This window comes from Acidobacteriota bacterium, assembly GCA_016208495.1.
Lineage (GTDB): Bacteria > Acidobacteriota > Blastocatellia > Chloracidobacteriales > Chloracidobacteriaceae > JACQXX01.
In genome coordinates, this window is record JACQXX010000070.1 from 143,143 (window position 1) to 163,902 (window position 20,760).

At 52.2% G+C, this 20,760-nt stretch carries 13 protein-coding genes and 1 tRNA gene; 3 read left to right on the forward strand and 11 right to left on the reverse strand.

The window, feature by feature from the left end; translation table 11 throughout:
- Nucleotides 1–60: 60 nt before the first annotated feature.
- The 4 genes from queC to HY774_13310 all read right to left on the reverse strand — a co-directional run bounded on the left by queC (nt 61) and on the right by HY774_13310 (nt 2,951).
- Nucleotides 61–750: a 7-cyano-7-deazaguanine synthase QueC gene (gene queC / locus HY774_13295; GenBank protein MBI4749459.1), complete on the reverse strand. Its 690-nt coding sequence runs from the start codon at nt 748–750 to the stop codon at nt 61–63.
- A 39-nt stretch (nt 751–789) separates the two neighbouring features.
- Nucleotides 790–1,059 carry a hypothetical protein gene (locus HY774_13300; protein ID MBI4749460.1) on the reverse strand — a complete coding sequence of 90 codons (270 nt, stop codon included), beginning with the start codon at nt 1,057–1,059 and terminating at the stop codon, nt 790–792.
- A 281-nt stretch (nt 1,060–1,340) separates the two neighbouring features.
- Nucleotides 1,341–2,894, reverse strand: coding sequence for a 16S rRNA (cytosine(967)-C(5))-methyltransferase RsmB (rsmB, locus tag HY774_13305; GenBank protein ID MBI4749461.1), 1,554 nt, complete (start codon nt 2,892–2,894; stop codon nt 1,341–1,343).
- A tRNA-Leu gene (locus HY774_13310) sits at nt 2,868–2,951 on the reverse strand. Before HY774_13310 ends, rsmB begins: the two co-directional genes overlap by 27 nt.
- A 270-nt stretch (nt 2,952–3,221) precedes the next feature.
- On the opposite strand from HY774_13310, the gene HY774_13315 reads away from it, so the two are divergent.
- Entirely contained in the window at nt 3,222–4,226 is a 1,005-nt protein-coding gene (locus HY774_13315) for an NADP-dependent oxidoreductase (GenBank protein MBI4749462.1), read from the forward strand.
- 590 nt (nt 4,227–4,816) lie between these two features.
- Here HY774_13315 and HY774_13320 read toward each other — a convergent pair.
- From HY774_13320 to HY774_13335, 4 genes are all read right to left on the reverse strand, one after another.
- On the reverse strand, nt 4,817–7,675 hold the full coding sequence (locus HY774_13320; GenBank protein ID MBI4749463.1) for a pre-peptidase C-terminal domain-containing protein: 2,859 nt from the start codon (nt 7,673–7,675) through the stop codon (nt 4,817–4,819).
- 690 nt (nt 7,676–8,365) lie between these two features.
- On the reverse strand, nt 8,366–11,587 hold the full coding sequence (locus HY774_13325; GenBank protein ID MBI4749464.1) for a hypothetical protein: 3,222 nt from the start codon (nt 11,585–11,587) through the stop codon (nt 8,366–8,368).
- A gap of 321 nt (nt 11,588–11,908) precedes the next feature.
- Entirely contained in the window at nt 11,909–13,975 is a 2,067-nt protein-coding gene (locus HY774_13330; GenBank protein MBI4749465.1) for an O-antigen ligase family protein, read from the reverse strand.
- 221 nt (nt 13,976–14,196) lie between these two features.
- Entirely contained in the window at nt 14,197–15,588 is a 1,392-nt protein-coding gene (locus tag HY774_13335) for a radical SAM protein (protein ID MBI4749466.1), read from the reverse strand.
- Between the two features lie 210 nt (nt 15,589–15,798).
- Here HY774_13335 and HY774_13340 point away from each other — a divergent pair, with 210 nt between their 5' ends.
- Nucleotides 15,799–17,760 (forward strand): PhoX family phosphatase, encoded by a 1,962-nt coding sequence (locus HY774_13340; GenBank protein MBI4749467.1) that lies wholly within the window; start codon nt 15,799–15,801, stop codon nt 17,758–17,760.
- A gap of 111 nt (nt 17,761–17,871) precedes the next feature.
- Here the strand turns inward: HY774_13340 and HY774_13345 are convergent, their stop codons facing one another.
- Together HY774_13345 and HY774_13350 are read right to left on the reverse strand one after the other, a co-directional pair.
- A complete protein-coding gene (locus HY774_13345; protein ID MBI4749468.1) occupies nt 17,872–18,078 on the reverse strand; it encodes a hypothetical protein in 207 nt (68 codons plus the stop codon).
- Nucleotides 18,079–18,101: 23 nt separating this feature from the next.
- The gene (locus HY774_13350; protein ID MBI4749469.1) at nt 18,102–18,881 is read right to left on the reverse strand and encodes a prolipoprotein diacylglyceryl transferase; all 780 of its coding nucleotides are present in this window, start codon (nt 18,879–18,881) and stop codon (nt 18,102–18,104) included.
- A 168-nt stretch (nt 18,882–19,049) separates the two neighbouring features.
- Here HY774_13350 and HY774_13355 point away from each other — a divergent pair, with 168 nt between their 5' ends.
- Nucleotides 19,050–19,571: a zinc-ribbon domain-containing protein gene (locus HY774_13355; GenBank protein ID MBI4749470.1), complete on the forward strand. Its 522-nt coding sequence runs from the start codon at nt 19,050–19,052 to the stop codon at nt 19,569–19,571.
- 82 nt (nt 19,572–19,653) lie between these two features.
- Here HY774_13355 and HY774_13360 read toward each other — a convergent pair whose 3' ends face one another.
- Nucleotides 19,654–20,700, reverse strand: coding sequence for a hypothetical protein (locus HY774_13360; protein MBI4749471.1), 1,047 nt, complete (start codon nt 20,698–20,700; stop codon nt 19,654–19,656).
- Between the last annotated feature and the right edge of the window lie 60 nt (nt 20,701–20,760).

Below are 20,760 nucleotides of genomic sequence, written 5' to 3' on the forward strand. Positions count from 1 at the left end.
CCCCAAGCCCCAAGCTCGAAGTCTTCAGCCCCAAGCCCGATATTTTCAGCCCTGGATTTCTCAATCCCGATACGGCACCGGATCAGTTATCCCAGCTTCGGCAAAGCCTTTGAGGCGCAACTGGCAACTGTCGCACTCGCCACAGGCCGTGCCATCTGGGGTTGGATCATAACAACTGTGAGTGAGGCCATAGTCTACACCAAGTTCAAGCCCGCGCCGAATAATTTCCCCCTTCGTCAGTGTCATCAGAGGGGCATGAATCTGAAGGTGCTGTTTCCCTTCAACCCCAGCTCGTGTGGCCAGATTGGCCAGCGTTTCATAAGCCTGAATATATTCTGGCCGGCAGTCGGGATAGCCTGAATAATCGAGTGCATTGACCCCGATGAAGATATCTTCCGCACCCAGGACTTCGGCCCAGGCGAGGGCAAATGACAGGAAAATGGTGTTTCGGGCTGGCACGTAGGTTACTGGAATTCCAGTGGAGAGTTGTTCGTTGGAACGATTTTTGGGAACGTCAATCGCTGCCGTCAGGGCCGAGCCACCGATGGCGCGCATATCAAATGACACGACGAGATGGTCTTTGACCTGTGATTGGGCAGCGATGTGGCGTGCGGCTTCAAGTTCGCGGGCGTGGCGCTGTCCATAGTCAAATGACAACGCATAGACGGCATAGCCTTCTGATTGGGCAATGGCCAGAACGGTGGTCGAATCAAGACCACCACTGAGCAACACAACGGCTGGTTTGGACATAAATCTATAGAGTGCTCTGGCTTGACGGAGCTTTCAAATTCATTCGGTTGGGTTACTTTTTGGTTTATCCTGAATCGCAAGCAACATGTCAATTGCTTCGACGGCTTCTCTCAGGTTGGTTTGAAACAGAATTCGATGGAGTTTGATGGCTTCAATTCTCTTATTTTGAGCCAAAAGGTCTTTGACTGCCTCCAGGTATTCCAGGTTTGAACTGAAATGGGTTGGATTTGGTTTCCGCTTGAGATATTGAATGAACACCACGATTTCGTTGAGTAAAAGCACTGTCAGAATCAAATAAACAAAGAACATACTGCCTCCAGGAAATGTGAATTTTCCTGGGTATGGCAAGATAGGTGCCATTCATTCAAAGAGCAATGGATTGAATGTGTAAGATATTGAAAAAGAATGGCTTTGCTAGACTTGAATAGAGTCTGCGTCGGTGTGATGGATGATAGTTTGCTTCAATTTTGATTTAAATTGAATTACCAAAATCCCCTGTGAGTTCCTTTGGACCTATCCCAAAACTCAGATTTGGTCAGTACCACCTGCGTTAGCGGGTGGGTTGGAACGACTGATGACTGACAGGGAACTCAATCTCGTTTCCGTTTTCGAAATCGGGCAGCAAAAAAACCATCTGGACCTGCATCTGGCCAGGTGCGCAGGTATTTCTCCGAAGTCAGGGCTGACCCCGCATCCGCTGGCGGTTCAAGCTCAAACTCCGGATGGCGATTGCGAAACCGGCGTGCGACTTCTTCGCCTTCTTTTTCTTCAAGCGAGCAGGTTGCATAGAGCAACACCCCACCAGGTTTGACCGCCAGAGCCGCATTTTCAAGAATCCGGCTCTGGAGTTCAGCCAGTTCCGGCAGTTTTTGCGGCGTGAGTTTCCATTTAATTTCGGGATGTCGCCGGAGCGTGCCCGTACCAGAGCAAGGTGCATCAACCAGCACAGCATCAAATCCAGCCGGTTCCAGGTGCAGGTACTTTGGCGCGGTGGCAAACAGCGTTTCCTGGCTGAAATCAACTTTTCCAGTCGTCAGAATTGTGACGCCGAGCCGTTCGCAATTGTTTTTAAGGTCAGTTACTCGTCGCGGATGCAGGTCACAGGCGATCAGTTCTCCGCGATTGTTCATCTGGGCCGCGAGTTGCGCGGTTTTTCCACCTGGTGCGGCGCAGCAATCAAGCACTCGCATACCGGGCTGGACGCCGAGCCAGCGGGCTACCTGTTGTGAGGCCGCATCCTGAACATAGGCCGCGCCTTGTTCGACCAGTGGCCACAGGACTGAAAAATCACCTTCAATCCAGTGAACCGTTTGCGGGTCGTTACCAACGGTCTGGAGCTGAACGCCGGCTTGTTCAAGAGTTTGCCGTGTCTGGTCAATCGGTGCCCGCAGTGGATTGAACCAGAGATAGAAATTGGGAATTGTATTGTCGGCCTGGGCAATCTGGAGGGTCCGTGCCGGTGACCACTGGCGTGCCCAGTGGGTGAGAAGCCACGACGGATGCGACACCAGGTGAGCGAGTTCGTCCCAGTTGCGCCCGGTTGGTTCCGGGAGTGGTGCCGTTGCATCAAAGCGAATCCCCTGGCGGAGCGCCTCGCGCAAAATTGCGTTAGTAAATCCACCTAAATGAACAAGTTGCGTTTGGAGTTTGATGAGATTGACTGATTCGTTAACGGCGGCTGATTCGGGAATGCGTGACAGAAACGCAATCTGGTACAGGCCCATCCGAAGGGCTGTTCGGACGGCTGGTTCAATGTGTTGGAGCGAACGGCTGGCCAGCCGGGCAATCTGATGGTCAATCCACCCACGCCAGCGCAGCACGCCAAAGGTGATTTCCTGGGCCAGTCGGCGGTCGGCTTCGCGGTGGTCGGCATTTCCGGCGCCTTCACGGAGTGCTTTCTGCAAAAAACCATCCAGCACGTCGGAATCGAGAAAGTCACCCTGCTCAACAAACATCAAGGCATCAAAACTGACACGACGGGCAAGGGTAACCACAGGTTGGATCGGGAGCGATGGCTGATGGGAAACAGGAGATTGGCGAGAAGGCTTTGGGGAATTGGGGTTCGCTGGTGGGCGGCGATGTTTCACTGACGAATACAAACTGAGGGAAATGAAAAATGCCGGAGGAGAGACTCGAACTCTCACGAGGTTACCCTCACCGGATTTTGAGTCCGGCGCGTCTACCAGTTCCACCACTCCGGCATAGAAAAAATTTGTGTGTGAAGAGAACGCGCATAGTAGCCAAAAAGCCCCCATCCGTCAACACCCTTTTTTGGTGAAAATCTCAATTGGATCTCCCTGGTTGAACCGGGTTGGCGTTCTGATGGAAGTGATGTAAAAAGCAGGCTCTCATTTCTTTTCTTATCAAATAGCATAGGAAATCAATCAGTACTACTTCCCGTGAGCTGGTTAACCCACCCGCTGACGCAGGCGGTACTGACCATTTATCCTTCACCAAATGGAGCAAATCAAATGACGACCCGAATCAACCGGCAATGGCGACTGGCGACCCGGCCCGTCGGACTGATTGACGATAGTGTGTTTACCTGGACCGAAGAACCAGTGCGCGAACTCAACGAAGGCGAATTCCTGGTTCATAATTTGTACCTGTCGCTTGACCCAACCAACCGCATGTGGGCTCAGCACGATACTTATTTACCAGTCGTTCCGATTGGCGATGTCATGCGCGGCGGCACCATCGGTGTGATCGAAGCCTCGCGCAACCCCAATTTTCCGGAAGGCGCCCACGTCCAGGGGTTGCTTGGCTGGCAGGATTACGCCATTAGCAAAGGGCCCGGGGTCTCGATCTTGCCGGTCAATCCGCATATTCCGCTTTCAGCCTATATGGGCTTGTTTGGGCATATTGGGATGACCGCTTATTTTGGGCTGCTTGACATTGGCCAACCCAAAGAAGGAGAAACCCTGGTGGTTTCGGCTGCCGCTGGTGCGGTTGGCTCGATTGTCGGCCAGATTGGAAAAATCAAAGGCTGCCACGTTGTCGGAATTGTCGGCAACGATGAAAAATGCGACTGGATTGTCAAAGATCTCGGGTTTGACTCCGCCATCAATTACAAGACGGAAAACATTGCCAAAGCGCTGAAACAGCATTGTCCAAAGGGCATTGACATTGATTTTGAAAATGTCGGCGGCGAAATCATGGATGCCATCCTGGGCCAGATCAATCTCCGGGCACGAATTGTCCTGTGCGGGTTGATTTCACAGTACAACTCGAAGACACCCCAGCCGGGGCCATACAATTTTGCCAATGTGCTGGTCCAACGTGCTCGAATTGAAGGCTTTATCGTGCTTGATTACGCTGCCCGAGCCCACGAAGCCTTTGCCGAATTGGGCCAGTGGATGAAAGAAGGGAAGCTCAAATACCGCGTGGATGAAGTTGAAGGTCTGGAACATGCTCCACAATCCCTGAACAAACTCTTTGAAGGTTCCAACATTGGGAAACTGGTGGTGAAAATATAAGGCTGAAGAAGCCTGGGTCTCAGGGCTTGGGGCTGAAGACTCTGTAAACCAAAACGGGGAGGCTTTGAAATTTTCAAAGCCTCCCCGTTTTGGTTTGAATCTGAAACCGAAGTCTTCCGCTCGAAGTCCTACCTTTCCTGGTAGAAGTTTTTGATTGGATTCGATTGGGTCGAGTTGATTGGTTCTCATCCTGAAAGGATGGAGCAATTTTAGCCGGTCGGTTGGCCGCTTTGGGCCTACCACCGGAAACAGGTTGAATTTCCTCTCCTTCCCTCACGGCCCGCGTCCCATTGGGGCGCGGGCCGTGCAGGGAAATCTGGAGACTGACCCGCATCCGGTGGTGGCGCGTCCAAAGCGACGCTGACCACCGGCTAAAATTGCTCCATCCCTCTGGGATGAAATCAAAAAACCGACATCTGAAAGCTCAAGGCTTGGGGCTGAGAAAACCAGGGTTGAGGGGTGAAGAAAACGGGCTGAAGAACATGTAAAACAAAACGGGGAGGCTCTGAATACTTCAAAGTCTCCCCATTCTGTTTGGAGTTTATCTTCAGCTCAAGGTCTTCAGCCCCAATCCCTGAGCCCGATTGGTTTTACCTGACTCCGGTTGGAGTTCGGAATTGACCCACGGCAGAGCCGATGGTTGCGGTTTGGCCTGGGAGTGTCCCCGTAACCAGGGTAAACCCGCCAACCAGGGCCGGTCCTGAGAGTTCGTGCATCTGGATGCGATTGTTCATTGTGTCACCAATGACGAGATGGATCACTCCGGACGCAGCCACTTTGGTTGGCCGACCATCCATCACCATGGCATCACCTGAAACGGTGACTCCGGCTGGACCGCGAACTTGACCCAGTGCTGACCCAGTGCCCGCCACGAGAGAAGCATCACCCAGGGCGACAGCGGTGCAAACTGGTCCGTTGGTGTAACGGGTAACCCGGTTGTTACCGGTGTCAGCCACAAAGAGATCACCAGTCAGGACATCAACCGTGACAGCTTTTGGTGCCCGGACCTGGTTCAAGGCCGAACCCATTCCGGCGACCACAATCCCGGAGCCAGGTGTGACTGGCGCCGCCACAATATTCACTGCTGGTTCGTAAGCCACAATGCGGTTGTTCAGGGTGTCGGCAATCCAGAGGTGGCCCTCGCAGTCCACAACCATGCCTTCTGGGCCACGCACCTGATTTGGACCTGAGCCAGTACCAGCCAGCAGCGTCCAGGTCGCACCGCCATCGGAAGAAGCCAGCACCCGGTTGTTGCCGGTGTCGGCGACATAGACGATGTTTGGATCATCAGGTTGAACCGCCACGCCTGCCGGCAACTTAAAGCCAACCGGCGCAACGGTGGTGTTGGGCAGGAGTGCCCAGGTGGCACCGCTGTCGGTTGATTTCTGGATGCGATTGTTCCCTGTATCGGCAACATAGATGTTGACGCCGTCGCTGGTCTGGGTGACACCCTTTGGATTCTTAACCCGTCCGACAGATGTGCCGGTGGTCATGAGTGGCGCCAACCAGTCGGTACCATCAAATACCTGAATGCGGCTGTTGGTCGTGTCGGCCACGAGCAACGTCACGTTCGGGTTGGTGCAGCCCATTTCCATTGGCTCGCAGTCATTCATGATATCGAGCGAAAAGGCACGGATATTTCCTGTGTCCGAGATTGCATTATCGCTGACAAACAGGGTCCAGGTGCCGTTGGGGTCTTCACCATCAAAGGCATTGAGAGAGTTGTTAGGTGAGTAGGTACCAGTAAATGGATTTTCAGCCGACGTAGCGTCTTCAATGGCTGGTGCCCCGCCATCACTGTCAAGCACCGTCTGGCAGAAATTGTTCCCTGAGTTACCGACCGAAGAGGTGACTGGCACCCCCATTCGATCAATCAAAGTAACCGTCGTGCCACCTGGCGAGGTCAATTGAACAATCAGATCACCAACCCAGCTATGGTCAAGCCCGGCGTTGGTATCGCCAATGTTTGGCGTGCAGGAAGTACCGTCAAATCGGAAATTGAGGTCACCAATCATTCCGGTAAATCCACTGACATTGAGCGTCACCGTGGTACCGCCAGCATTATTGTCGGGAATTGCCACCACCGGCCCGGTGTAGCTATAGGTTTCAGTGGTCGGCATACATTCACCACCGCCGCCACCACCTGAGGCGCTGGCTCGGGCCACCATCAGGTCATAGGTGCCGGTGCTGGATGCACTAAAATGTGTCACACGGACAAAATAGGTACCAGCAGTCGGAATGAGGTAACTAAAGCCTTCTGCTGCCCTGGCACTGGAGATAGAGGAATCAGCACTGAACAACAGGACATCACTCGGATCACGCAACTCAACCACCAGATCTGTCCCACCATTGTTTTCAGGGTCACAATCAGCATTGATGGAGAGGATGTCTCCGGCTTCACAGACGATGGAATAGTAATCAATGTCAGCCGCAACACCGATTGAAGCTGTACTGACATCAACTACTTCACCAGCGGTAATGAGTGGCGTGGCGGTCGCGGAGGTATTGTTGGATTCGACTTCAGGGATGGAGGTCGAGGTCACCACCACATAGAGTGTACAGGGGTTAATAATAGCTGCGGCACTAAAAGCATTCACCCGAAGGAAATAGGTGCCGGTGGCTAGAATCGTGCGACCTGCGATGCAGGAGGCAAGTCCACTTTCCTCGACCCCATCTCCACCATTTCCGCTGGCGTCATCATCGTCAAACTCGATTTCAGTGGTGCCGTCAGTGTCAAACAATCGAAGCTGCGAGTCACGTGAGGTACCAACCTGGGCTGGTGGTGAACCGGTGTCCACATAGGCCCAAACGCGTGAGCCTGCCGTGGCGGAAAACGAAAAGAAATCCTGGTCAGCCGCCGGGCTGATTGTGAGCGTCACAATTGCGGCGGGATCAGTTGGGGTAATCGTCAGCGGTGTGGCCGTGGCTGAGGTGCCGTTGGGTTCAGTTTCGGTCACCATCGAAGTCGGAACCGGCTGACTGGCGCGGGTGTTGAAGTTGTAGTAGGGCTTGAGTGAATCAAGCTCAGCCCGGATCGCATTAAATTCAGCAAGAACGGAAGCCGAAACTGGTGGTGCGGATTTGCTGTATTCCGATTGCGCGATCACGATTTTCAACTGGGCCAGGCGGGTGACCAGTTCGGTGACTCTGGCTTCAAGGGCTTGACTGTAAACTGCCTGGGCGGCATCGGTTGCCAGACCGTTTTTCTTGCTTGGCGATGCTTTTTCAGTGGCCTGGGCCTGTTCCAGCGCCTGACGAGCCAGATCAAGGTTGGTTTTGGTATCCTGAGCCGCTTTGGCGGCAGGTGGCGTGACGGCTGATGTGGTGTTTGTGCTGGCGTCTGGAGCAAAGACTCCAGTGAACCCACACAAAACCAGCGCGGTAACGGCCAGTATCCACTTGCTGAACCAGCGTTGTGTCGCATTGTGTACAGATGGTCGGTTGATCATTTATCCCCCTAAATTGTTCTTTTAATTCTTGAATCCTGATTTTATCGTGCGGGAAATGGAATCAAGAGTGAATAATCTGGAAAAGGGCAGTTTCCAGAGAGACATCAAATGGCATGAGCATGGTGGCTATTTGAAACGAATACTCTTTCTACTCCAGACACTGATGGACGTACCGGATGGCTTTAATAGATAGGTTGTATTTGTTGTATAACCTGTTGAAAGGTAAGGGAAGCGAGGCAACTGAACCCTTTTTGTAACATAAGTAAAGGCTGTGGGTAAATGCCTTCAATGCTGGGCTGAAGAAGGTGGGCTGGGAAAACCAGGGCTGAGGGCTTGGGGCTGAAGACAATGGGTTGAATACCTTGTAAAACAAAGCGAGGAGACTCTGAATAAATCAAAGTCTCCCCTTTTGTTTGGGGTTGATGAGGTCGAGTCCACTGGTTTTCATCCCGGAGGGATGGAGTAAGGTTAGCCGGTGGTCAGCGTTGCTTTGAACGCGCCACCACCGGATTTGGTCACCCTCCAGTTCTCCGCACGACCCGCGCCCCGTTGGGGCACGGGTCGTGCCGAGGAAGAAAGGAAATCGAACCTGTTTCCGGTGGTAGCTCCCTGTAACCGAGCAACCAACCGGCTATCCGAACGGCAACGCTTCGCGGTGCACAACCAAAAACCGACACGTGAAAGGGAGTTCTATCGAACTCCGGTTGGAGCGCGGAACTGACCGACTGACGAACCAACCGTGGCCGTTTGCGTCGCCGTGCTACCGGTGACGAGTGAGAATCCCGCAACCTGGGTAGTTCCGGCAAGTTCAACTCGCTGAATACGATTGTTTAACGTGTCACCAATCACCAGACTGACGACACCGGTGTTGGCCACTTTCGGGGTGAACCCACGGCGATCCATCATCTCAGGAGCTCCACCTGAGACGGTGATTCCGGCTGGACCGCGAACCTGACCCAGTGCCGACCCGGTCGGGGCCACCAGTGAAGCATCGCTCAATACTACCGGTGAGAGGACTGGACCATTGGTGTAATGGGTGATGCGGTTGTTGGCGGTATCGGCCACATAGAGGTCGCCAGTCAACACATCAACCGTGACGCCCTTGGGTGCCCGTACCTGATTGAAGGCTGAACCAAAACCGGCCACGACGACACCCGTTCCAGGTGTGACTGGGATTCGAATGGCCCCTGGTCGGGGAACAAGAGCAGCCGGGTAGGCCACAATGCGGTTGTTGAGGGTGTCGGCAATCCAGAGGTTGCCGTCGCAATCAACGACCATGCCTTCTGGACCACGAACCTGATTTGGATTTGAACCTGTTCCAGCCAGGAGCGACCAGCTTGCGCCGCCATCTGAGGAAGCCAGCACGCGGTTGTTGCCGGTGTCGCCAATATAGACCACGTTTGGATCTGTCGGCTGGACCGCAACCGCCGCTGGTGACTTGAGCGTGTTTGGCGCCGCGCCCGTGATCGGCACCACCGCCCAGGTGGCACCGCTGTCGGTTGATTTCTGGATGCGGTTGTTGCCGGTGTCGGCGACATAAATGTTGACGCCGTCAGCCGTTTGGGTGACGCCCTTCGGGTTCTTGACCTTGCCAACCGTGGTGCCGGCTGGCATTAACACTGACCAGTCACCTTGTGGAGCCGCCTCGCCGCAGGTTACATCTCCAACCACGGTAAACTGGTAGCTGCAGGTTGCCTGAGAGGCGGTGTTGGTCACCACCACCAGGAAGGTGCCGTTGGCTGGTACATCAAACGAGAACGGCTGGGTGACACTTGATCCGACGTCGCCGACAAAGTTGGTCGCCTGGTTATTTGGATCATAGCTGTTCAGATAGGCACTGGCGTGGGCGTTGGTTCCACACGGTGTTCCTGTCCCCATATTCGGGTCAAAATTGACCGTGATGCACTGTGTCGCGGCCATGTTGTTGGTAAAGGTATAGGCATCGTAGTTGTACATCGTCCCCACGTTGAAAATACCTGGGTAGACTTTCGATGGGCAGGTGCTCGGAATCGCATCTCGGAAAATACGTCCGCTCTGGACACCCGTGGTAAACGATGAACACCCCGGATCGCCCGTACCAAACGTCCCGTTGATTGGACCCACGTCAAGCGTGGTCGGCATCCCGTCCCCAACGGTGAATTTCTGAACGCGGCTGTTGGTCGTGTCGGCCACCAGCAGATTCACGTTCGGGTTGGTGCATTCGCCTTCGCACGGTGGGCAGACAATCTGCAATTGCAGGTCGTCAATAAAAAAGTTGGACGTACCACTTCCGGTTGGATTGGTGTAGGTAAAGAGGATGGTGTGCGTTCCCCCATCAGCATAGGCCGACAGGTCAAAGGTTTGCAGGGTATACCCAACCGCACCGGTTGCGGGTTCGGTATAGGTGTTGATCGTGTCGCCATCCACTGTCAGGACCATCGTGGCATCGAATGGGGCTTCGGTGAATGGAATTTCCAGGAAGAAATTCAACGTCGCCGTCGTGCCAGTTGGAATCGTGACATCCTGGCTGAGCGTGGTGATTTCGGCTGAGTCCGTACCACCGCCCCACCACCAGACATCGCCGGTGCGTGGGCCGGTGCCGGTGCCGGTGCCACACCCACCAATCGTGCAGAAACCATTCCCAAAATTGGTCGAGGTTGAATCCCAAAATGTCGTTTGCTGCTCCAGGCTTGGGTCGGTAAACGCGTTGCTGTCTGGGGTGCATGGCTCGCAATCGCCACCACCACCGCCATCAGCCGTTGAGAAAAGGACCGCCAGCCCGTCGGCCAGTGTTGCCGCCGTGTTGCAGGCATAAGTCAACCCAATCGTGGCACCATCATTTTGGATCCCGGTGGTTGAGCCTGACCCGGCTTCGGGGTTTCCTGCTCCGTACTGGTACACGATGTCCCCATTGTCATAGAGCAGGACCTGGAATGAGAATGCATCAGTCCCACCACCAAAATGATCGGAGTTGATCCAGCTAATGACATTGACGCCGGTATTTGGACCGTTGTCGGCTGGGCGTGGCGAGGTTGCAAAATATTGATGCCGGATATTGGTGCTGATCAGATCGTCATGCAGCGGATAAAACCGCGCTCCACCGCCGGTGCTCGGTACGACTGGCAATGGGCAGTCATTCGAGAGGTCGCCACCATTATCACTCAACAACGAGCTGATATACCCGTTGGTTGAGGCTACGACCGTATTGAGCGTGGTTCCATAAAAGCTGAACCCAGCGCCTCCCAGGGTAACAGTTGCTGCCCCTTCATCAGCATCGCCACCCGGTATTAACAGCGTTCCAGTTCCAGAAATATCAATAAACTGGAAGGCGGGTGGGGTAACGGCTTCATTGCTGTCACGGAAGGTGTAGCCAAACGCATCTGGCCCACCGGCCAGATTTGGGTTGATATGGGTATTCGCCGGGCGTTTGTCGTTGGTCCGGGGTTCATCGAGGATCCGCCGTCCCTGCTGTCTGACAAACTCGGAGTATTGAGCCAGCAATGCTTTCTTTTTGAGATAGCCTTGATCCAGATTTGCTGGCTCAGTGCGGAAATGGTACTCAAACAAGATGCGTGAAATGACGGTTTTGACCTGGAGATCGTTGAGTCGAACCCCATTGCCATACTCTTTGAGCAAATATTGCTCTTCCTTTGAAAAGGTCAGCGTGCTGTTGCCCCGCTCACCGCTCACCGGACGTTGAAATTCTGAATACAACTGAGAGAGTTGCTTTGATTCTTCTGGGGTTAACCCGGCGTTGGGAGAACCCTGGAACTTTTTGGTTTTATTGGGTTTTTGTTTGTTATTAGCAGAGACCTTGTCGTTGAATCTTGCAAAGCTGCCGGCTGCGATCATCGCAACCACGCAACACAGCGCAAAACACAAGGCAATCTGCCACGGAGAAAACTTGAGTCGGGAAGTGATTTTTTCGGGCATGCTGTCCACTCCTGGGATAAGGTAATAGAGCGTACCTTGCCTGAGGCCAGGTTCATTTTTTTGGAGAAACAACTGATGGTAAAAACTTTAGAGATCTGATTGAGAACGCCGAAACCGCAAGATGAATTGGTGCTATAAGTAGAACGATATGTGTGAGATAGGCTGTGCCAATATACACGGTTGACCTGTCACCGTCAAACGATTGTTTTGATGGAAAAGTCGTTTGTGGCAAAGCAAGGAATTTACGATTTTGAAGACCAGTATCTCTTGAGAAAAAAGAGGTTTAAGGGAGTAAGGTTCTTGTTGAATATTGAGGGATTGTCAGTCAAAGGTTGGATTGGATTTGTGCTTTGTTTTGGACCTGTTTGGGCGTTGAATTCCTCTGGCCTGTTTGAGTTGTTTGTTGAGCGGGCTGATATATCTGCGAGGTCCATTCAGAGCTTTTGCCGCGGCAATTTCAGTTTGGGCTTGATCAAGTTGTTCCAACCGCAAGGCAACCTGGGCCCGAATCACATGAATGCCAAAATAATGGGGATTGATGGTTTCAATCTCATCGCTCAGGGTATCAGCTTCAAAAATTTGGTCATTTTGGAGCAACAATCGGGCTTGAAAAAAACGATACTGGTCGGGAAAGAGACCATGTGGAAGCGCTTTTTCAGCTTCGGCAGCCGCCTGGGTCAGGAAGAAATCCTGGTCGCTGTCTGGTAAGAGAACCGTGATGGCCTCCAGAGCACGCGCAAAATAATAATGATGGTCGGTTTGATACAGCCCATAAGAAAAGGCTTTTTGGCCGAGTTCCAGGCACTGCCGGGTATTTTTCTGGCGCGCGGCATCCATGCTTTGATAGATGGTGTATTCAGCCGCGACTATGGGGAAAAGATAGATCACGGCTGCCAGCACTGGCGTTCCCAGCAGCCCCCAGACCAGAAATTCACGTGATTGAGCTGGTTTGTGACGAGTTGACGTTTTCTGTGAGGAGGAGCGAACTGACGAAGCGGAGGTTGATTCCTTTGCAAGCTGTTGATTCCAGACAAAAATGATGGCGATGAGTCCAAAGAAATACAGCCCAGTGGTCAACGTGAAATAAATGAACAGCAAGTCAATCGTAACCGCCAGGAGCGCCAGGATCAGCAGAAGACTCACGCCTTTTTCCTGGATGGTGGTTGATTTCTTCAATGCCTGCCAGCCGGAAATAAAGGCGAATCCGACAATCACCAGCAGCATCACACTTGAAAACGCCCCATAGTTAACCAGATAGCTCAGGATAAGGTTGTGAGGATCTTCGACCGCCAGCCCGGAGGTCGCCCGGGCATCATCAGCCGTGATGTAATTCAAGCAGGCGAGCCGATACATTTCTGGCCCGCACCCGGTGGCCCAGTAATCAGGCACAACCCGCAATGCCCATTTCCACAGCGTTGTCCGGCCTGCACCAGTGAAGCCCTCCTGAACCGTCCCAGCCAGACGGGTTCGAACCGTATGCCCAATTGGGGTGAACCAGACCAGCCCTCCGAACACAAGGAGCAGACACCCCGTGACAATCCAGCCCTGGCGAACCTGTTGTGGCGAAAGCTTTTGAAAGAAAGTACTTCGTTCCCGAAAAACCAGTATCAAGCCCACAACTCCGGCCACGCCGAGCCCGGCCCAGGCCCCGCGTGTTCCAGTAAACAAAATTGCCGCGAGCATCACTGCCGCTGCCGCCAGATTGATCCATTTCCAGAGTGATTTGGTACTCACCACGGTCGCGGCCAGGGCTGCAAACAGCGTGAAGAGCAAGAAATTTCCCGCATAGTCGGCATGTCCGAGGGTCCCTTTCAGGCGAAACAAGAGGGGATCCGCCGCATTGACCGCCGCTGGCTGATGGAAAAAGGCATAGAACCCAAGCAGGGAAACGCCAATACCCGGCAATACCAGGATCTGAAAAAACCGAAAGAGCCAGATGCGATCTGCCGTCAGGGCAATGGTAAGCGCAAGAAAACACACCAGATAACCGGCATATGTCAAAAAGCCTGTCCGGATGTCGAGCGATCCAACCAGAGAAATGATCGGGGAAAGCGAAAACAGGGCTGACACCCCAATCATCAAGACCAATCCTCCCACCAGGAAACAGATGGGAGTTTGAATGGCGGTCAACTGGCGCTCACGTAAGGCATAGCCACCCATCAGCGTGATCAGGAGCGCCGAACCGACCAGTAACAGCGCAAACTTTGGGGTCACCGCCGAGTACAGCAGGGTTTCAATTTCCAGTAATGGAATCACCACCGCCAGTGCCGACACCACATGGAAAAGTTTTCGGCGCAGACGCTCGATGTGAAAGGCAGGAAATTCGGGCAATGGAAGCAGGGCCTGGGCAAAGCGCTCAAAGGCGCCAGATAGAGGTGGATTTGTCATAGTTGGGTTTGGAGTTGAAAAACCAGGGCTGAAGACACCGGGCTTGGGGCTCAGGGCTGAGGGCTTGGGGCTGAGAAAACCAGGAGCAGGGCTGAAGAAGTCGAGCTGAAGAAGTCGGGCTGAAGAATTGGTTTTATTTCATCCCTCATCCTTCATCCCTCATCCCTTGGATTGCCCCGAGCTTGCGAGTCTTCAGCCCTGAGCCCCAAGTCCTGGTTTTCTCAGCCCAGCGCCTTCAGTCGGTTCAGAAGTTCTTCCTTTTCATCCCGATAGAACATGTTGAAGGTATCAAACGGGATGATCCGTCCATCCGGGTGGACAATGTGAACGCAGCTTTTTTTGACGGATCGCACGTCGAAGTTAAATGGATCCAAAAATTGCATAATCAAAATCCGGAAGACATTTTCATAGCCAATCGAATCGGGCACCTGAACCAGCGGCAGACAACACAGGAGTTGTTTGAGTGACAGCGCGGAGGATTGGGGTGAATGCGAGGTCGAAAAGAGCTTGAAGACGTGGTCTTTGATCGCGGGATCCTGTTCATACACGATGGTATTGCTGCCGTGCTGGAGCAACACGTTTGGGTCAATCAGGCTGGTCAGCGGGACCGCCTGGCCATTGACTTTCAAGGCGTAAGCCATCGCCAGACAGTCAGGATGACATGGCACCGGGATCATATCTGCCGGAGAGAGCCACGAGCATTGTTTGAGAATTTGCTGGCGGACTTCGCCAAGTGTCAACCGGTCTCGGGCTGGATCAAAGTTTTCCACCCGCCCCGCATTCTGAATCGGCTGAAACGTCACGCCGCGAACGCAGGGCTGTTGCAGCGCAAACTCAACGATCTCACCGATTTCGCTGTCATTTAACCCTTTTTTCAGCGTCACCACCAGCGTGGTTGACAGGTTGTACCGGTTAAGTCGTTCGAGTGCCCGCCGGTGGACTTCGCGTAAATCGAGGCCGCGCAGTTCCTTGATTGGCTCGGCTCGAAGCGAGTCAAACTGCAGGTAAATTTCAAAATCAGGCAGGTATTCGCTCAGGCGTTTGACGAATTCTTCATCTTGAGCAATCCGAATCCCGTTGGTATTGACCATTATATGTTTGATCGGACGGCGTTTGGCCGCATCAAGAATGGCAAAAAATTCAGGATGAATCGTCGGCTCTCCACCACTAATCTGGACAATATCGGGCTCGCCTTCATTACAGACGACACAATCGAGCAAAAACTCAACCTGTTCGAGTGAGCGCCACGTCTGGCGATGCGGCCCCGATTCGGCATAACAAATTGGACATTGCAAATTGCACTGGTCGGTAATTTCAACCAGCGTCAGGCAACTGTGCTGTTCGTGGTCGGGGCATAGACCGCAATCGTAGGGGCATCCGTACCTGATCGGGGTATTGAATTTAAGCGGCATCTGGCCTGGTTTCAGGTAGTTGCGCGCGAGTTTGTAGTATTCGACATCCGTCGAAATCAGCACCCGCTGGTGTTTGTGCTCCGGGCAGTATTTGTGCAGAAACACCTGGTCATCCTGAAAAATGACTTTGGCTTCGACCTTGCGGAAACAGGTCGCGCAGATGCTGTTGGTCAACTCATAGAAAAGATAAGGTCGGTCCATAAAATAGGGTTCAGGGTTCAGGGTTCAGGGTTCAGGGTTCAGGGAAATCCAATTTTTTCAAGAATGACAGGCATGGTTGAGTAGAGCTTACTGATTGAACACCCGCATGTAACTTCAGGTTCAGGCATTGTTCATTTTCCATTCAGGATTTGGAAACAGCGTTGTGACTAATTCTCAAGTGTAACCAACCATTACCTGAGAGGAATTGCCATGAAACTGTTTTCAAAATCTGAACCTGCTGAAAATACAACATTTGAAGAAATCCTGTCGCGCCGCATCGAGCGCCGTTCATTCCTGAAAGGGGCGCTTTCCGCAGCCCCATTGCTGGTGGCTGGAACATCGTTGATTGATTCGACCGATGCCAGTGCTCAGGAACTTCCACTCGACGATGAGGACCTGACGCTGGGAACGGCTGAAAATCGAGCGGCAACCCTGGCCGATAAACTCGAATTCCTCCCCATTCGTCTCAATACTGAAGATCGCATCACGGTCGCCAATGGATATGCGGCCTCGGTTTTGCTCAAATGGGGAGATCCGCTGACGAGCAATGCCCCGGCGTTCAGTTTGATTCGCCAAACCCCAGCCGCCCAGGCTGAGCAATTTGGCTTTAACTGTGATTATGTCGGCTATTTCCCCTTGCCGAACTTTGCCGCCAAAAGCTCAACCACTGGACTGCTGGTGGTCAACCACGAATACACTGACCCGCTTAATATGTTTTTGGGCTATCAGGCGGGAAACCCTACCAAAGATCAGGTGGATATCGAACTCGCTGCCCACGGGGCGTCAGTGGTTGAAATCGAGCGGACGTCAAACGGGTGGCGCTATAAAGTCGGTTCTGCCTTCAATCGCCGCATCACCGGTCAAACCGAAATCCTGTTTACTGGACCTGCGGCTGGAAATGAATTGCTGAAAACTTCGGAAGACCCAACTGGAACACGTGTGCTTGGAATGCTCAACAACTGCGCTGCCGGAAAGACGCCGTGGGGCACGGTACTCACCTGCGAAGAAAACTTCAACCAGTATTTTGCCAACAACGGTAAGCTCACGGATGCAGACCCACGCAAACGAGTTCACAGCCGGTATGGGCTGACCAGCGCGGCGAGCGAACGGGCCTGGGAAAAGTTTTACAACCGGTTTGACATTGAAAAAGAACCAAACGAACCGTTCCGCTTTGGCTGGGTGGTTGAGTTTGACCCCTATGATCCGACGTTTGTGCCGCGCAAACGCACTGCCCTGGGGCGGTTCAAACACGAAGCCGCGACAACTGTGGTCGCCAAAGATGGCCGGGTTGTGGTCTACACGGGGGATGACGAGCGGTTTGACTATATGTACAAATTCGTCACCAAAAACAAAGTCAATCTGCAAAATCGGGCTGCGAATTTCAACTTGCTGGATGAAGGCACCCTCTATGTTGCCAGATTGAGCGACAATGGCACTGGAACCTGGATTCCATTGATTGGCGGCCAGGGCCCACTGGCTGGCTGGACGCAAGCCGACGTCTGTATCAACACCCGTGGAGCGGCTGACCTGGTTGGCGCCACCAAAATGGATCGTCCTGAAGACATTGAAGTCAACCCGGTCTCCGGTAAAGTATATTGTGTAATGACCAATAATACCCGCCGGGGAACTGACAACAACCCGACCACCGATGCGGCTAACCCACGCGCAGCTAACAAACATGGTCATATCATCGAACTAACCGAAGCCGGTGACGATCATGCCGCAACTGCTTTTGAATGGGATATTTTTATGCTCTGTGGTGACCCACAAGTTGCTGCTGACGGTGTGTATTACGCCGGATTCAGTCTGGCGGGAATGAGTCCGATTTCAACGCCGGACAACATCACGTTTGATAAGCGTGGGAATTTGTGGATTTCAACCGACGGCATGCCGTCAACCCTCAAAGTTCACGATACCATTTATGCTGTGCCCACCGCCGGCCCCAATCGTGGGAAGCTCAAACCATTTTTGAGTGCTCCGATTGGCGCCGAGATTTGCGGCCCGGAAATGACTCCGGCCAATGACACGTTTTTCTGTGCGATTCAGCATCCAGGTGAAGGCGGCACGGTTGAAAAACCAACCAGCACCTGGCCGGATGGCACCACACCAGCTCGTCCGAGCGTGATTGCCGTGGTCAAAACATCAGACGGTTCAAAAATCATCGGGCGGTAAAAAAACAGGGCTGAAGAAGATGGACTGAGGGTTAAAGAAATCGGGTTTCATTCGACCTGACTTCTTTAGCCCTCAGTTCGCATTGGTGGCATAGTCTTCAAAGTGTTGATTTTACTTTGTTTCATTTTCGTCAGGGATAAAAATGAGGTTGAGAAGGTAACACATACAAATCACAATCCCTAAAACTGAAAGACTTCCAATCCAACCCAATTCAATCTTGAACTGCTTTAAAACAAATACAGTTATCTGCCAGAGAAAGAGCGAAATCACATAGAGAATTGCTTCTCGTTCATACTTTTCTTTCCAATCTAATCCCATAAAATCCATTCAATCTTGAGAGGTTAAATTTCAGCTTGATTGGCTGGGGGAGTTGTCTGTTGAAGCCCAAATTTGAGTGTGAACCAGCAAAACACTGCCGCACCAAGCGCCGCCCACTGAATCGCGCTCAACCCAAAATATGGATAAGGTCGTGGCTTGATAAACTCAATTCCAAATCGAAATGCAAAGTAGCCGAACATAAATAGCCGGAACAAATACCCGTTAAAGTGTGGTTTCTGGGTATGCCAGCGGAGGAACATCCCAAACAGGATCAGAAAGAGTATTTCATAGATTTGCGTCGGGTGACGCGGCAGGTGGTCTTCGAATCCAAAATCAACGCCCCAGGGAAGGGTCGTGGGCACACCATACGTCACATCATCTTTTCCAGTCAGAAAACATCCAACCCGACCGATGCAGGTTCCGACAATCATCGGAAAGACATAGACATCACCTGTCGAATAGGTAACACCAACCAGCTTTTTCGCCAGTTCGACCCCCATCCAGCCTCCGATAAACCCGCCGACAATCGTTTTTCCCTCCAGCCAGACCATGGGGTTGGTTCGCGTGTGTTCGAGGTAGTAGGGCAAAGCTTCGAGCCAGTTCAAGATTTTAGCCCCAAACAGTGCGCCGAAAATACACCCGACTAAAATCACCATGATTTGTTCAAGTGGCACAAACGCGGTCTGGTTGCCCTTGCGCAAATGCCGGTACAGATGAAAGCCAACTGAATAGGCAATCAATTCAAAAAACAAATGTGGGTGAATCGTGAGTCCAAACAGGTGGATGTAAACCGGAAATGTCATTGGTTCCAGGGTTTAGGGTTTAAAAGACAAAAAGGACGAAAGAGATATAAAATTGAAATCCCGGAATCCTCGGGGTACCTCGAAGAGATTGGAATTTCAAAGCTGAGTCGGTAGTATAGCGCGAACTGTTATTTCCCCAACCCCAGGCAATCAAAGGAACATTTTGCTATGTACTGCCCTCAATGCGGTTCGCAAAACAATGAACAGGTCAAATTCTGCCGGACGTGCGGTACGAATCTGGGTCAGATCTCACAGGCCATCACCGGTCAGAGAACAAAGAAAAAGAAAAAATCCGTTCCGCTCTCTGAAGTTGACCAAAAGCGAATGACAGCCAGTTTTGGTCAGCTTTTTTTAGGCGTCGGTTTTTTTCTGCTGGCCATCATGATGTATTTCTCTCGCCAAACCTGGGGCTTGTGGTTGCTGATTCCAGCTTTTGGCATCTTTGGAAAAGGGGCCGGCACGCTACTCACCATCGCCATAGCATATGGAGAAGCTGAGTCCGCTGATGAAGATGAAGCCGAATCAACGGCTGCCGTCACTGCTGAAACCCCAGCCCGCCGAACGGCTGAACTCCCGCCTCCGGCCTATGATACCAACCATTTTATGAATAACCCCCCATCAAGCGTGACGGAATCTCCCACTCAGACCTTTGAAGACAAGGTCCGAATTCAAAAACAGGAAAGACAATAAAGCCGGGCTGAAGAAAACGGGCTGAAGATTTCAAACGTGTTTCTTGAAAGGTATTTGTTCCGAAAGGCCAGTCATCAGAGACTCAGTGAGAATCTTCTTTTTTCAGAGGAACCACTGCATCAAGTTCCTGAATAAATATGATTAAGTCTCTCGATGTCAATGCTTTGTGCTGCAGCTCAACCAGGTGTGATTCGTTCAAAATTCCCTGGATGCGCTCTTTTAAAGAAGTCGAAATTTGCCCGAATCGAGTCTCCAGAGTAATCAATAGCATTTTGATGATGCCTTCGAGTTTGCCTTCGAGTTTGCCTTCGAGTTTGCCTTCGAGTTTGCCTTCGAGTTTGCCTTCGAGTTTGCCTTTGGCCAAAGCCATTCGCTCAATACTGGTTACATATGGCATATGATTTTCATCCTCGTAAGTTTGTAATTCATCCTGGAACCTTCGCTCCAGTTCAGGTGGAAGCTCCATAAACCAATCAATTAGACGAAAGAGTTTTCGGATATCGGCGGCTTCAAATCCACGTTCGTACAGCGAACGGACGATGCGAAATTTCCATTCGCCACGTGTTTGCGGTTCATTTTTGGTTTCCATCGTCTTGATGTGAGCCAAAACAATTGGAGCAAATCGATTTTGGCTTGCTTCAAGCGCTTCAACCGACAAATCCATCAGCTTGACGGTGGGAAATCGGACCGACATGTCATATCCCCACCGTGACCAGCCGAAAGAATTTGGTCGCCAGTCTTTGGTTTGATCACCCAAGACAACCAGACTCACCACTTGTTTTCCATATTCATCATAGATGCGCGCCCCATATCGAAAGAGACGCTCTGGGAACTTACTTTCCCGCCAGCCCTGGACTTCTGTATGGACCAAAACCCATTCGGTTCCACCATCGAGTGTCCGAACTTCCTTGAGTTTATCAGCCAGTTGTCGCCCGAACTTTGCCGTCGCCGTGATTTTCTGAAATTCCTTGTCGCGCGATTGGGGTGGCACACTCCAATCAATGGCATCATGGACAATCGGAAACAACAACTCCAGGAAGTCTTTGAAATATTCGTCCAAAGCTTCTTTCCATGGGCTGTCGTAATCATCACGCTCAGTCGGTTCCGTGAAATCGGAATCATCCACCATCTTCGTTCCTCTCAAAATGATTGTTGTTACCCCTGATGGTCTTCAGCCCGTTTTCTTCAG

Excerpts from the sequence above, each read along its gene's own strand:
- HY774_13325 (MBI4749464.1), bottom strand. The coding sequence starts at position 11,587 with ATGCCCGAAAAAATCACTTCCCGACTCAAGTTTTCTCCGTGGCAGATT.
- HY774_13340 (MBI4749467.1), top strand. The coding sequence starts at position 15,799 with ATGAAACTGTTTTCAAAATCTGAACCTGCTGAAAATACAACATTTGAA.
- HY774_13345 (MBI4749468.1), bottom strand. The coding sequence starts at position 18,078 with ATGGGATTAGATTGGAAAGAAAAGTATGAACGAGAAGCAATTCTCTAT.
- HY774_13335 (MBI4749466.1), bottom strand. The coding sequence starts at position 15,588 with ATGGACCGACCTTATCTTTTCTATGAGTTGACCAACAGCATCTGCGCG.
- HY774_13350 (MBI4749469.1), bottom strand. The coding sequence starts at position 18,881 with ATGACATTTCCGGTTTACATCCACCTGTTTGGACTCACGATTCACCCA.
- HY774_13355 (MBI4749470.1), top strand. The coding sequence starts at position 19,050 with ATGTACTGCCCTCAATGCGGTTCGCAAAACAATGAACAGGTCAAATTC.
- HY774_13320 (MBI4749463.1), bottom strand. The coding sequence starts at position 7,675 with ATGATCAACCGACCATCTGTACACAATGCGACACAACGCTGGTTCAGC.
- HY774_13315 (MBI4749462.1), top strand. The coding sequence starts at position 3,222 with ATGACGACCCGAATCAACCGGCAATGGCGACTGGCGACCCGGCCCGTC.
- HY774_13330 (MBI4749465.1), bottom strand. The coding sequence starts at position 13,975 with ATGACAAATCCACCTCTATCTGGCGCCTTTGAGCGCTTTGCCCAGGCC.
- HY774_13300 (MBI4749460.1), bottom strand. The coding sequence starts at position 1,059 with ATGTTCTTTGTTTATTTGATTCTGACAGTGCTTTTACTCAACGAAATC.
- HY774_13360 (MBI4749471.1), bottom strand. The coding sequence starts at position 20,700 with ATGGTGGATGATTCCGATTTCACGGAACCGACTGAGCGTGATGATTAC.
- queC (MBI4749459.1), bottom strand. The coding sequence starts at position 750 with ATGTCCAAACCAGCCGTTGTGTTGCTCAGTGGTGGTCTTGATTCGACC.